Origin of the sequence: Sphingobium sp. KCTC 72723 (genome assembly GCF_014280435.1) — a bacterium.
In the GTDB taxonomy this organism is placed as follows: domain Bacteria; phylum Pseudomonadota; class Alphaproteobacteria; order Sphingomonadales; family Sphingomonadaceae; genus Sphingobium.
The window spans coordinates 4,007,137-4,020,074 of sequence record NZ_CP060388.1; the positions used below are offsets into that span (position 1 = coordinate 4,007,137).

The 12,938-nt window shown below is 64.2% G+C and carries 8 protein-coding genes and 1 tRNA gene; 4 read left to right on the forward strand and 5 right to left on the reverse strand.

What is annotated here, in order from left to right; all coding sequences use genetic code 11:
- The first annotated feature begins 48 nt into the window (after positions 1-48).
- Positions 49-3,648 (forward strand): hydantoinase B/oxoprolinase family protein, encoded by a 3,600-nt coding sequence (locus SPBM01_RS19400; protein WP_188063113.1) that lies wholly within the window; start codon positions 49-51, stop codon positions 3,646-3,648.
- Between the two features lie 108 nt (positions 3,649-3,756).
- Here the strand turns inward: SPBM01_RS19400 and SPBM01_RS19405 are convergent, their stop codons facing one another.
- On the reverse strand, positions 3,757-4,503 hold the full coding sequence (locus SPBM01_RS19405; RefSeq protein ID WP_223177746.1) for a class II aldolase/adducin family protein: 747 nt from the start codon (positions 4,501-4,503) through the stop codon (positions 3,757-3,759).
- A 230-nt stretch (positions 4,504-4,733) separates the two neighbouring features.
- Here SPBM01_RS19405 and rpsU point away from each other — a divergent pair, with 230 nt between their 5' ends.
- Positions 4,734-4,940 (forward strand): 30S ribosomal protein S21, encoded by a 207-nt coding sequence (rpsU, locus tag SPBM01_RS19410; protein WP_006957190.1) that lies wholly within the window; start codon positions 4,734-4,736, stop codon positions 4,938-4,940.
- A gap of 77 nt (positions 4,941-5,017) precedes the next feature.
- Positions 5,018-5,596, forward strand: coding sequence for an FKBP-type peptidyl-prolyl cis-trans isomerase (locus SPBM01_RS19415; protein WP_188063114.1), 579 nt, complete (start codon positions 5,018-5,020; stop codon positions 5,594-5,596).
- 65 nt (positions 5,597-5,661) lie between these two features.
- Here the strand turns inward: SPBM01_RS19415 and SPBM01_RS19420 are convergent, their stop codons facing one another.
- Together SPBM01_RS19420 and SPBM01_RS19425 are read right to left on the reverse strand one after the other, a co-directional pair.
- Positions 5,662-5,901: a hypothetical protein gene (locus tag SPBM01_RS19420; RefSeq protein WP_188063115.1), complete on the reverse strand. Its 240-nt coding sequence runs from the start codon at positions 5,899-5,901 to the stop codon at positions 5,662-5,664.
- A 156-nt stretch (positions 5,902-6,057) separates the two neighbouring features.
- A tRNA-Leu gene (locus tag SPBM01_RS19425) sits at positions 6,058-6,144 on the reverse strand.
- A gap of 161 nt (positions 6,145-6,305) precedes the next feature.
- Between SPBM01_RS19425 and SPBM01_RS19430 the strand changes: the two genes are divergently transcribed.
- Complete coding sequence (locus SPBM01_RS19430; protein WP_188063116.1) at positions 6,306-6,815, forward strand: hypothetical protein; 510 nt, start codon at positions 6,306-6,308, stop codon at positions 6,813-6,815.
- A gap of 6 nt (positions 6,816-6,821) precedes the next feature.
- On the opposite strand, the gene gltB is transcribed toward SPBM01_RS19430, so the two are convergent.
- Complete coding sequence (gene gltB, locus SPBM01_RS19435) at positions 6,822-11,363, reverse strand: glutamate synthase large subunit (protein ID WP_188063117.1); 4,542 nt, start codon at positions 11,361-11,363, stop codon at positions 6,822-6,824.
- Positions 11,364-11,411: 48 nt separating this feature from the next.
- Positions 11,412-12,857 carry an NAD(P)-dependent oxidoreductase gene (locus SPBM01_RS19440; RefSeq protein ID WP_188063118.1) on the reverse strand — a complete coding sequence of 482 codons (1,446 nt, stop codon included), beginning with the start codon at positions 12,855-12,857 and terminating at the stop codon, positions 11,412-11,414.
- Positions 12,858-12,938: the final 81 nt, after the last annotated feature.

The window sequence follows — 12,938 nt, forward strand, 5'->3', positions numbered from 1 at the left end:
GCCACCCCTCCCTTGCCAATGCCGCCTTACCGGGCCATCACGCCTGCCATGGACTGGCAATTCTGGATCGATCGCGGTGGCACTTTTACGGACGTGGTGGCGCGCGACCCCGGCGGGCGGCTGCACACGGTCAAATTGCTGTCCAGCGATCCCGAACGCTATGCCGATGCGGCAGTGGAGGCGGTGCGGCGGCTGACGCGGGCGGGCGCGGATGGGGACGAGGGGCCGATCCCGCCCTGTGCGCTGCGCATCGGCACGACTATTGCCACCAACGCACTGCTGGAGCGTAAGGGCGAGCCGGTGCTGCTGGCGGTGACGCGCGGTTTTCGCGACGCGATCCGCATCGGCTATCAGGACCGGCCGGACCTGTTTGCGCGGCGGATCATCCTGCCCGATCCGCTTCATGCCGATGTAGTGGAGGTGGACGAGCGGGTGATGGCGGACGGGACGGTGCGCACGCCGATCGACGGCGCAGCGGCCCGCGCGGCGTTGCAATCGGCCTATGATCGCGGTTTGCGCAGCGTCGCCATCCTGTTGATGCACGGCTATCTTCATCCCGATCATGAGCGCGCGCTGGCGGCCATCGCGGCGGAAATAGGCTTTACCCAGATCAGCGCCAGCCATGATGTCGCGCCGCTGATCAAGCTGGTCGGGCGCGGGGATACGACGCTGGCCGATGCCTATCTGTCGCCGGTGCTGCGCACCTATGTCGATGGCCTGCGCGATGCCTTGGGCGACGGGGCCGACATGCTGTTCATGCAGTCGAGTGGCGGGCTGACGCGCGGCGACCTGTTCCGGGGCAAGGATGCGGTGCTTTCCGGTCCGGCGGGCGGCATCGTGGGGATGGCGCGCACGGCGGAGCAGGCGGGTTTCCGCCAAGTGATCGGTTTCGACATGGGCGGCACATCGACCGACGTGTCGCATTATGCGGGCAGTTACGAGCGCGACAATGAAGCGCGGGTGGCCGGCGTGCGGTTGCGCGCGCCGATGATGCGGATACACACGATCGCGGCCGGTGGCGGTTCTATCTGCACGTTTGTGGACGGCCGTTTTCGCGTCGGGCCGGACAGCGCGGGGGCGGTGCCGGGACCGGCCTGCTACCGGCGGGGCGGACCGCTCACCATCACCGATTGCAACGTCATGCTGGGCAAGATCCAGCCTGATCATTTCCCCAGCCTGTTCGGCCCGGATGGCGACCAGCCGATCGATACGCAGGTCGTGGCGGCGCGCTTTGCCGACATCTGCGCGCAGGTCGCACGCGAAACCGGGCGGGCCATGACCCCGCGCGATGCGGCGCAGGGCTTTGTCGCCGTTGCCGTCGCCAGCATGGCCAATGCGATCAAGCGCATATCGGTCGCGCGCGGGCATGACGTGACGCGCTACACCTTGGCCAGTTTTGGCGGGGCCGGGGGTCAACATGCCTGTCTGGTCGCCGATGCGCTGGGCATGGACAGAGTGATGATCCATCCGCTGGGCGGGGTGCTGTCCGCCTATGGCATGGGGCTGGCGGATCGGCGGGCGGTGCGGGAACGGACGCTGGCGCTGCCGCTGAGTGACGAAGGCATGGCGGCGCTGGACGAGGCGATCGGTGCGCTGGCGCACGCGGCGCGGGGCGATTTACCGGAGGCCGACCGCACGCAAACATTGTTGCGGTTGCGCTATGACGGCACCGACAGCCTGTTCGACGTGCCGTTGGCCAGTGCCGATGCGATGCGCGCCAATTTCCTGAACAAACACCGCGCCCGCTTCGGATTTGACGGGCAGGGCCGCATCCTGATCGACATGGCGCGGGTGGAGGCGATCGCTTCGGTAGACGGCGAGATGGACATTATGGTGCAGATTGCAGCGCAGGCCGCGTCGCCCGTCGCCAGCGTCGATTATGCCGGTGCGCCAGCGCATGTTTACGACCGGGCGGGGCTGTGCGCAGACAGCCTGATCGATGGGCCTGCGCTGATCATCGACGCGGTATCGACGACGGCGGTGGAGCCGGGCTGGCGGGCGCGGCTGGACGGCTTTGGTAATCTGATCCTGACCCGGCATGTCGCGCGCCCGGCCCCGCAGGACGCGGACGCCAGCATGGTCGATCCCGTCCGGCTGGAAGTGATGGGCGGGCTGTTCATGGCCATTGCCGAGGAAATGGGGGCGGCGCTTCAGCATAGTGCTTCGTCCGTCAATATCCGAGAAAGGCTGGACTTTTCCTGCGCGCTGTTCGACGCGGCGGGCAATCTGGTCGCCAATGCGCCGCACATGCCGGTCCATCTGGGCAGCATGGGCGACAGCATCCGCACGATCATGCGGCGGCGCGGGCAAGGGGAGGACGGCCAGCCCATCGACGGTCGGGGGATGTTGCCGGGCGACGTCTATGCGCTCAACGCGCCTTATGATGGCGGCACCCATTTGCCCGATGTGACGGTGGTGATGCCGGTGTTCGTGGCGGGAGACGTGCCGTCCTTCTACGTCGCGGCGCGGGGGCATCATGCCGATATTGGCGGCATCACGCCCGGATCCATGCCGCCGGGCAGCGTCAGCGTGGAGGAAGAAGGCGTCATCCTCGACAATCTGCTGGTGGTCGATCGTGGTGTTTTCCGCGAAGCGGCAGTGCGCGCGCTGCTGGCGTCGGGACCATGGCCCGCGCGCAATATCGACCAGAATATCGCCGACCTGTCGGCGCAGATCGCGGCCTGCGCCAAGGGGGCGGGGGAGCTGGCGCGGATCAGTGACAGTTACGGTATCGAAACGATAGCCGCCTATATGGGCCATGTGCAGGATCAGGCCGAAGCGGCGGTGCGCCGCCTGATCGAGCGGCTGTCGGACGGCAGTTTCACCTATGCAATGGATAATGGCGCGAGCGTCCATGTCGCTGTCCATGTCGACCGGGAAAATCGCGCTGCGACCGTTGATTTTACAGGATCTTCCACCCAGTTGCCGGGCAATTTCAACGCGCCGGTTTCGGTCGTGCGGGCCGCTGTCCTCTATGTCGTGCGGACGCTGATCGACGAAGCCGTGCCGATGAATGACGGGTGCCTGAAACCCATCAGCGTCATCGTGCCGGACGGGTCGATGCTGCGACCGCGCCATCCCGCCGCCGTGGTCGCGGGCAATGTCGAAACCAGCCAGGTGGTGACCGATACGCTGTTCGGCGCGCTGGGCGTGATGGCGGGCGCGCAGGGGACGATGAACAATTTCACCTTCGGCAATGATCGCCACCAATATTATGAGACGATTGCAGGCGGCAGCGGCGCGGGACCGGATTTCGACGGCGCGGACGTGGTGCAGACGCACATGACCAACAGCCGCCTGACTGACCCCGAAATCCTCGAAACCCGCTTCCCTGTGTTGTTGGAGGCATTTTCCATCCGGGCCGGGTCGGGCGGGGCAGGCCTGCACCGGGGCGGCAATGGCGGCCTGCGCCGCATCCGCTTTCTGGAGGATATGACGGCAGGCATATTGTCCAACCGCCGCATCGTCCCGCCCTTCGGCCTTGATGGCGGCGCGTCGGGCGATGTGGGGCGCAACCGGGTGGAGCGGGCCGATGGCAGGGTCGAATTGCTCGGATCGACAGCGACCGCTGCGCTCAAGGCAGGCGACCTGTTCGTGATCGAAACGCCGGGCGGCGGGGGATATGGGGCGGCTGATCCTGGGTTCTAGCGTGAGATTTCTTTCGTCATTGCGAGCGTAGCGAAGCAATCCATAGCGCGCGGCCATAGATTGCTTCGCTTCGCTCGCAATGATGATTCTTTGTGGCGTTATCCGGGGCTAGTCCCGCCAGCTTTTGTCGATTCGGTCGATCACCCGCACCATCGCCTGAAAATCCGGCACGCCCGGCCCTGTCGGCAACTGCACGCCGCTCAGGTCGCGCTGATGCACGGCGATCACGTCGGCCGGAATGTCCATCGGCGTGCCGGCGGCGCCCGCTGCCACCTGAATCTCGCAGGCGCGCTGGAGTATCCATTGTTTCAGGAAGGCTTCGGGCAGGCTTTCCGCCATGACCAGCGTGCCGTGGTTGCGCAGGATCATGACGCGATGGTCGCCCAGATTGGCGATCAGCCGTTCGCCTTCCTCCGGCCGGATCGTGACGCCTTCAAAGCCATGATAGGCGATGCGCCCGGCAAAGGCGGCCGCATAGAAGCTGATCGGTCGCAGCCCCTCGGCACAGGCGCTGACCGCCATGCCTGCGGTCGTGTGGGTGTGGATGATGCAATGGGCGTCGGGCAAATGGCGGTGGAACACGCTATGCTGGGTAAAGCCCGCGCGGTTGACGGGATAGCGGCTGCCGTCCAGCACCTGCCCGTCAATGTCGACCTTGACCAGGCTGGACGCGGTGACTTCGTTATAGGACAGGCCGAAGGGGTTGATGAGGAAGGCGCTGTCCTCCCCCGGCACGCGCAGGGTGATGTGATTATAGATCAGTTCCGACCAGCCCAGATGGTCGAATATGCGGTAGCAGGCGGCAAGCTGCTGCCGCGCCTCCCTCTCGGCAGGGGGCATGTCGGCGGGGGCCATGGCAATCCTCTCAAACTTGTTTTATGGGACGAAGCGTAGCGCTTTTCCGTGCTGTGTGTCGAGCGCGGGGGCTTTAGGGTTGAATTGCCGCGACTCTGCTGGTAGGGCGCGCCCCACACGGCGTAGGGCGACCTGCGACGACTCATTGGTTTTGCTATTCGGTCGGACCGTCGGGACGGATTGAAAAATCCCGGCGAATCGCTCGTTTTCGATTGGAGATTAACGGACTTATGCAGATCATCGTTCGCGACAATAATGTCGACCAGGCCCTCCGCGCACTCAAGAAGAAGTTGCAGCGTGAAGGCGTGTATCGCGAAATGAAGCTGCGTCGCCACTACGAGAAGCCTTCGGAAAAGCGCGCCCGTGAAAAGGCCGCTGCGGTTCGCCGCGCACGCAAGATGGATCGCAAGCGCGCCGAGCGCGACGGCGCAAAGTAAGCGTCGTCCGGGGCGGCCATAAACGCTGCCCCGCTTTCCTGCTGCTATTCCGTCCTTGAATTGCGAGGCTTTGCGCCATGTCGATAACGGCTGTTCCCCTTCGTTCCATTGCCAAGGGGTCGTTGACGCGACTCTGGATCGGCGTTGCCGTCGTCGCACTGGCGGCTGGTGGTCTGGCCTGGGCCGGGCAGCAGGGCATCGAGCCTTCGCCCGCAACCTTCCTGGCGCAGAATGGCGATGCCGATGGCGTGACCACCACGCCGTCGGGCCTTCAGATCAAGGTACTGGCCGAAGGCACCGGGCCTAGCCCGACGACCGCCGACGTGGCGCTGGTGGGGTATAAGGGCACGTTGCTGGACGGCACGGTGTTCGACGAAAATCCGCAGGCACCTATGCCGGTCGATGGCGTCGTGCCGGGCTTTTCCGAAGGCCTGCAAAAGATGAAGAAGGGCGGTAAATATCGCCTCTGGATCCCGCCGCAGCTGGGCTATGGCGATCAGGCCGCCGGCCCGATCCCGGCCGGTTCGATTCTGGTATTCGACGTCGAATTGCACGACTTCAAGTCGCGCGCGGAAATCATGCAGATGCAGCAGATGATGCAGCAACAGCAGGGCGCGCAAGGCGCGCCGCTGCCGCAGGCGATGCCGGGCCGCTGATCGGTCAGGACAGGACAGGAAAAAGGGGCCGTTATTCGGCCCCTTTTTTGTTGTCGGACGAAGCGTCAGCCTTCGGCGTGCAGGCGGTCCACCAAAGCCTGTATCTCAAACGGTTCGAGCAGCCAGGTGCGGGTGCGTCGCCCTTCGCGATGCACCGGCTGGGTCAACAGCACGCGGGCCTGTGTCTTGGCTTCGGCCTTGAAGATCGCGAAATGTTGCGCGCACAGGCGGATCGTGCCGATCAGCGGCGCCTTGCCGTCCAGGTCGATCATCGTGGCGGGCTGGTCCCAGTCTATGGGGGACATGCGGCATCCTTTCGTCAGGGGGGAAGGGGCTTGCGCGTCAGATAGGCATTGCGGCCATGGCCATGCAAGCCCTGTCACAAGCGCTGTCGCTCTGGCCCGCGCGCAGGATGGCGATATGGCTGTCCCCGAAGGGAAATGTCAGGCTATCAGGATGAATGGTGCGGCCAAGAAGACTCGAACTTCCACGGGCTTTCGCCCACAACGACCTCAACGTTGCGCGTCTACCAATTCCGCCATGGCCGCACATTCAAAGGGAAACCGGCGGGGCCGGCATCTGGTAGGCGCTGGCCCTTAGCAAAGGGATTTCGCCCATGCAACCACCGATGTGCATCCGCGTTATGATTGATGGAAAAGGACGATGTCGGGACTGGCCGGATCGGCGGTGCGCGCAGGAGAGGTCGAACATGTCGACGCATTTCTGGATGATAAGCGGGGCGACGGTGCTGGCGTCCGCCGTGATGGGACTAGGCCTGGGCGGCTATGTCACTAGCCCGCAACGATCGGCGCTGGCCGACGATATGGCGATAGAAACGTCGGATGGTGCGCAGGCCTATGGCGACGCATCCACCTATGCCCCGGTGCAGGAGGGACCGGCGGTCATCCGTTGCACGGGTTGCGGGCCGACGCTGGCCGACCGGCGCTGGCACGCCGACATGGCGGCGCTGGACATGGCGGACGCGGCGATGCCGCAGGACATTGGCGATGACCCGATCACGCGCTCTTATTATGGATTGGATCATGAAACGGGCGGGGACATATCCCATGACCCGTCAGGGGGCGTACAACGCCCGTCTGCGCCGCCTGACGCGCATTCGCCCGTGCATGTCAGCCGGACCGTCAGCCAAGCCCCATTGCAGCTCCCTGCGCCGCTGCCCGTCCCGATGGAGACGGACAGCGGCGAGAGCCTGCCCTGATCGCGCTTATTCGGCGGCGACGACCTGCGTTTCTGTGTCGCTGAGCGGGTAAGCGAGGCGGCCGAGCATTTCCTTGGGACATACCTGCCAGATGTAACGCCGCCAGCGGTCCCAATCCTCCAATATGGTGCCGGACCATTTGCTGTCGGTCGACTGCGCGTGTTGGGTGATCAGATCCTTGACCTGTGCCTCCCAATGGGCGCTTTCCAGCCGCTGCCAGACGATGCCTTCGGGGTTGGCGCGTGACGGGAAGCTGCCATCCTCATCGAGGATGAAGGCCATGCCGCCGGTCATGCCCGCGCCGAAATTCGCGCCGGTCTTGCCCAGAATGACGGCCGTGCCGCCGGTCATATATTCGCACCCATTCGCGCCGCAGCCTTCGACCACGACCTGCGCGCCCGAATTGCGGACGGCGAAGCGCTCGCCCGCTTGCCCCGCCGCGAACAGCTTGCCGCTGGTCGCGCCATAGAGGACAGTGTTGCCGATGATCGTATTGTCCTTCGACGACAGCGGGCTGGATACGGTCGTGCGCACCTTGATGATGCCGCCCGACAGCCCCTTGCCGACATAGTCGTTGGCGTCGCCGAACACTTCAAGCGTGATGCCCTTGCAGAGGAACGCGCCCAGCGACTGCCCGGCGGACCCGCGCAACCGCACGGTCAGATGTCCGTCGGCCAACGTGGACATGCCGAAACGATCGGTCACGGCAGACGAGAGGCGGGTGCCGACCGCGCGATGCGTGTTGCGCACCGTGTAGGTGAGCTGCATCTTTTCGCCCCGTTCGAACACGGCCTTTGCGTCGCGCATCATCTGCGCGTCCAGGCTGTCGGGGACTTCGTTGCGCCACTGGTTCAGGCTGAAGCGGCGCTGGTCGTCGGGGGCATCCACCTTGGCCAATATGGGGTTGAGGTCGAGATCGTCGAGATGTTCGGCCCCGCGATTGACCTGCTTGAGCAGTTCGGTCCGCCCGATCACTTCGTCCAGACTGCGGAAGCCCAGCCGCGCCAGCACTTCGCGCACTTCTTCGGCGATGAAGGTCATCAGGTTGATGACCTTTTCCGGGGTGCCGGTGAACTTGGCGCGCAGCGCTTCGTCCTGCACGCACACGCCCACGGGGCAGGTGTTGCTGTGGCACTGACGCACCATGATGCAGCCCATGGCGACCAGCGACAGCGTGCCGATGCCATATTCTTCCGCGCCCAATATCGCGGCGATCACGATGTCGCGCCCGGTTTTCAGGCCGCCATCGGTGCGCAGCTTCACCCGGTGGCGCAACCCGTTGAGAGTCAACACCTGATTGGCTTCGGACAGGCCCATTTCCCATGGCGTGCCGGCATATTTGATCGACGTCTGGGGTGACGCGCCAGTGCCGCCGACATGGCCTGCGATCAGGATGACGTCTGCGTGTGCTTTTGCCACGCCCGCCGCGACCGTGCCGATCCCGGCCTGGCTGACCAGCTTCACGCACACGCGGGCGCGCGGGTTGATCATCTTGCAGTCGTAGATGAGCTGCGCCAGATCCTCGATCGAATAGATGTCGTGATGCGGCGGCGGCGAAATCAGCGTCACGCCGGGCGTCGAATGGCGCAGCTTGGCGATGAATTCGGTCACCTTGAAACCGGGCAACTGGCCGCCTTCGCCGGGCTTGGCACCCTGCGCGACCTTGATCTCGATTTCCTCGGCCGATGCCAGATATTCGGCATGGACGCCGAAGCGGCCCGACGCGATCTGCTTGATGACGCTGTTCGCGTTGTCGCCATTTTCATAAGGCTTGAAGCGGTTCGCATCCTCGCCGCCTTCGCCCGACACGGCCTTCGCGCCGATGCGGTTCATGGCGATCGCCAGCGTCTCATGCGCTTCGGGCGACAGCGCGCCCAGCGACATGCCGGGCGTTACGAAGCGCTTGCGGATTTCGGTGGTGGCTTCCACTTCGTCGATCGGCACGGCTTCGCGGGCGAAGTTGAACTCCATTAGGTCGCGCAGATAGACCGGCGGCAAATCGCGCACGCCGCGCGAAAATTGCAGATAGGTGGAGTAGCTGTCGGTCGCCACGGCGGTCTGCAACAAGTGCATCAGCTGCGCCGAATAGGCATGGCTCTCACCGCCCTGCCGCTGGCGATAGAAGCCGCCGATCGGAAGACGCACCACCGCTGCGTCGAACGCCTTTTCGTGGCGCAGCATCGCGCTGTAATGGAGCGAGGCATAGCCTTCGCCCGAAATTTTCGCCGGCATACCGGGGAACAGGTCGTTGACCAGCGCACGGGACAGGCCGACCGCCTCGAAATTATAGCCGCCACGATAGCTGCTGATGACCGCAATGCCCATTTTGGACATGATCTTGAGCAGGCCTTCGTTGATGGCCACGCGATAGCGTTCGAAGCAGGCGTTCAGGTCGAGCGACCCGAACAGCCCGCGCCCATGGCGATCGGCGATGCTGGCTTCGGCCAGATAGGCGTTCACCGTGGTTGCGCCGACGCCGATCAGCACCGCGAAATAATGGGTGTCGAGCGCTTCGGCGCAGCGCACATTGATGGATGCGTAGGAGCGCAGCCCCTTGCGCACCAGATGCGTATGCACCGCAGCGGCGGCCAGCACGCCCGCGATAGCAGCGCGATCGGCATTGACGCCTTCGTCGGTCAGGAACAATTCGGTGCGGCCTTCGCGCACGGCCTGTTCGGCTTCCTCGCGGATGCGGGCGATGGCGGCGCGCAATTGCTCCTGCCCGCCATTGGCCGGGAAGGTGCAGTCGATTTCCGCGACGGCTGGGCCAAAATGCGCCTTCAGCCGCGCCCATTCGGCGCTGGTCAGCACCGGCGAGTCCAGCACCAGAACATGGCTGTTCTGCGCGTCCTGCTCCAATATATTGTGCAGGTTGGAAAAGCGCGTTTTCAGGCTCATCACATGCCGTTCGCGCAACGGGTCGATCGGCGGGTTGGTGACCTGGCTGAAATTCTGGCGGAAGAAGTGGCTGACCGTGCGCGGCTTGTCGGAAATGACGGCCAGCGGCGTGTCGTCGCCCATCGAGCCGATCGCTTCCTTGGCATCCTCCACCATCGGCGAGAGGATCAGTTCCAGATCCTCCAGCGTCAGGTTGGCGGCGACCTGACGCCGGGTCAGTTCGGCCTTGTCCCAGGCGGGCAGGGCAGTGGGCGCATCGGTCAGGTCGCCGATCGCCATGAAATCCTTGATCAGTTCGCCATAGGGGCGTTCGGCAGCGATCTTGTCCTTGATCGCGCCGTCATCATACAGTTCGCCTTCCTGAAGGTCGATGGCGATCATCTGGCCCGGACCCATGCGGCCCTTTTTGACTATGGTGGTTTCCGGCACCACGACCATGCCGGTTTCGGACCCCACGATCAGCAGATTGTCGCCGGTCAGCGTGTAGCGCAGCGGGCGCAGCGCGTTGCGATCCACACCGGCCACGACCCAGCGGCCATCGGTCATGGCAAGCGCGGCAGGGCCGTCCCATGGCTCCATGACGGATGCCAGATAATCATACATGTCGGCATGAGCCTTGGGCAGTTCGGCGCTTTCATGCTGCCAAGCTTCCGGCACCAGCATAAGCTTGGCCGTTGGCGCGTCGCGGCCCGACCGGCAGATCGCTTCGAACACGGCGTCGAGCGCAGCAGTATCGGACGCGCCCGCCGGAATCACCGGCTTGATGTCCTCCGACTGTTCGCCGAACGCCAGCGACGCCATCTTGATCTCGTGGCTCTTCATCCAGTTCTTGTTGCCGCGAATCGTGTTGATCTCACCATTATGGGCGAGGGTGCGGAACGGCTGGGCCAGCCACCATTGCGGGAAGGTGTTGGTCGAATAGCGCTGATGGAAGATGGCGACCCGGCTTTCGAACCGCTCATCCTGCAAATCGGGATAGAATACCGACAGCGATTCGGCCAGGAACAGCCCCTTGTAGATGATCGACCGGCACGACAGCGAACAGACGTAGAAATCGTTGATCTGCGCAGCGATCACCTGCTTCTCGATCCGGCGACGGATGAGATACAAGTCCTTTTCGAACTCGGCCTGATCACGTTCTTCGGGCATTGGCCCGGCGATCATGATCTGCTCGATCTCAGGCCGCGTGCGCTGCGCCTTTTCGCCGATGACGGATACGTCCACCGGCACCTGACGCCAGCCATAGATGGTGTAGCCCGCGTCGATGATTTCGCTTTCCACGATGGTGCGGCAGGTTTCCTGCGCGCTCAGATCCGTGCGCGGCAGGAAGATCATGCCGACGGCCAGGCGATTGGGCAGCGGCTTGTGGCCCGAATCAGCGATCGCATCGTCGAAGAAGCGCACCGGCAGGTCGACATGGATGCCCGCGCCATCGCCGGTCTTGCCATCGGCGTCGACTGCGCCACGGTGCCACACGGCCTTCAACGCATCGATCGCGCTGGCGACGACGCGGCGCGACGGGCGGCCATCGGTGGCGGCGACCAGGCCCACGCCACAGGCGTCGCCTTCCATATCCGGGTGATACATGCCCTCCGCCGCGATGCGCGCGCGTTCTTCGGGGCTTGCCATATATTGCGTCTGCTCGGTCATGATCGGGCTTTCCTTCCGATGACGATATTCTGAAAAAGGCGGGCAGGGTCAGGCTGCGACAGTCTGTCGCGCCTTCGCCTTCGCCTTCAAATAGCGGTGCATATGTTCGGTCACGTCGCGGCCGTCGCGGATCGCCCAGACCACCAGCGATGCGCCGCGCACGATGTCACCGGCGGCGAACACGCCGTCCATGCTGGTCATCATCGTCTTGTGATCGACACGCAATGTCCCCCAGCGCGTGACCGACAGGTCTTCCGCGCCGAACAGTTTGGGCAGTTCTTCGGGATCATAGCCCAGCGCCTTGATGACGAGGTCCGCTTCCAGCACATGTTCGCTGCCCGGATCGGGTTCGGGCGCGCGGCGGCCAGAGGCGTCGGGGGCGCCCAGCCGCATCTTGGTGACTTTCACGCCAGTGACATGTTCGGTGCCTTCAAAGGCGATCGGCGCGGTCAGCCAGACGAATTCGACGCCTTCTTCCTCGGCATTGGCGACTTCGCGCTGTGACCCCGGCATATTGTCCCGGTCGCGGCGATAGAGGCACTTTACCGACGTCGCGCCCTGACGAATGGCCGTCCGCACGCAATCCATCGCTGTGTCGCCGCCGCCGATGACGACGACATTCTTCCCCGTCGCCAGCAGCGTGCCGTCACGATGTTCAGGCACATCGTCGCCGAAACCGGCCTTGTTGGAGGCCGTGAGATAATCCAGCGCCTTGACCACGCCCGGCGCGCCGACGCCCGGCGCGCGGATGTCGCGCGGCTTGTAGACGCCGGTGGCGATCAGAACCGCGTCATGCTTTTCACGCAGTTGCGCCATCGTCGCATCACGGCCGACCTCGAAATTTTCGTGAAAGACGATGCCGCCATCCTTGAGCCGCTGGACGCGGCGCATGACGATGTCCTTTTCCAGCTTGAAGCCGGGGATGCCGTAAGTCAGCAGGCCGCCCGCGCGGTCGTGCCGGTCATAGACATGCACGTCATAGCCCGCCACGCGCAGATATTCCGCCGTGGTGAGGCCCGCCGGACCTGCACCGATGACGCCGACCGACTGGCCGGTGGGCTTGCCGGGGACGAGGGGTTCGACCCAGCCTTCCTTCCAGGCGGTGTCGGTGATGAATTTTTCCACGCTGCCGATCGTCACGGCGCCATGGCCGGAAAATTCGATGACGCAATTGCCCTCGCACAGCCGGTCCTGCGGACAGATGCGGCCGCAGATTTCGGGCATGGTGCTGGTCAGGTTCGACAGCTCATAGGCTTCGCGCAAGCGGCCCTCGGCGGTCAGGCGCAGCCAGTCGGGAATATGATTGTGCAGCGGACAATGGGTCGAGCAATAAGGCACGCCGCATTGCGAGCAGCGTGACGCCTGTTCTTCCGCCTTGTCCAATATGAAGCTGCGGCTGATTTCCAGAAAATCGTCGGCGCGTGCATCGGCATCGCGCTTTTCGGGGTAGGCTTGTCCCTTGCCTACGAATTTCAGCATCGGATTGTCGGCCATCACACGCCCCTGACTATGTTGCAGGTGCGCGCATAACATAAAAACACACGGAGTCACGCGGATTTTGACATTTAGGTCAGG

Excerpts from the sequence above, each read along its gene's own strand:
- SPBM01_RS19400 (WP_188063113.1), top strand. The coding sequence starts at position 49 with ATGGACTGGCAATTCTGGATCGATCGCGGTGGCACTTTTACGGACGTG.
- SPBM01_RS19405 (WP_223177746.1), bottom strand. The coding sequence starts at position 4,503 with ATGGCCCCCGCCGACATGCCCCCTGCCGAGAGGGAGGCGCGGCAGCAG.
- rpsU (WP_006957190.1), top strand. The coding sequence starts at position 4,734 with ATGCAGATCATCGTTCGCGACAATAATGTCGACCAGGCCCTCCGCGCA.
- SPBM01_RS19415 (WP_188063114.1), top strand. The coding sequence starts at position 5,018 with ATGTCGATAACGGCTGTTCCCCTTCGTTCCATTGCCAAGGGGTCGTTG.
- SPBM01_RS19420 (WP_188063115.1), bottom strand. The coding sequence starts at position 5,901 with ATGTCCCCCATAGACTGGGACCAGCCCGCCACGATGATCGACCTGGAC.
- SPBM01_RS19430 (WP_188063116.1), top strand. The coding sequence starts at position 6,306 with ATGTCGACGCATTTCTGGATGATAAGCGGGGCGACGGTGCTGGCGTCC.
- gltB (WP_188063117.1), bottom strand. The coding sequence starts at position 11,363 with ATGACCGAGCAGACGCAATATATGGCAAGCCCCGAAGAACGCGCGCGC.
- SPBM01_RS19440 (WP_188063118.1), bottom strand. The coding sequence starts at position 12,857 with ATGGCCGACAATCCGATGCTGAAATTCGTAGGCAAGGGACAAGCCTAC.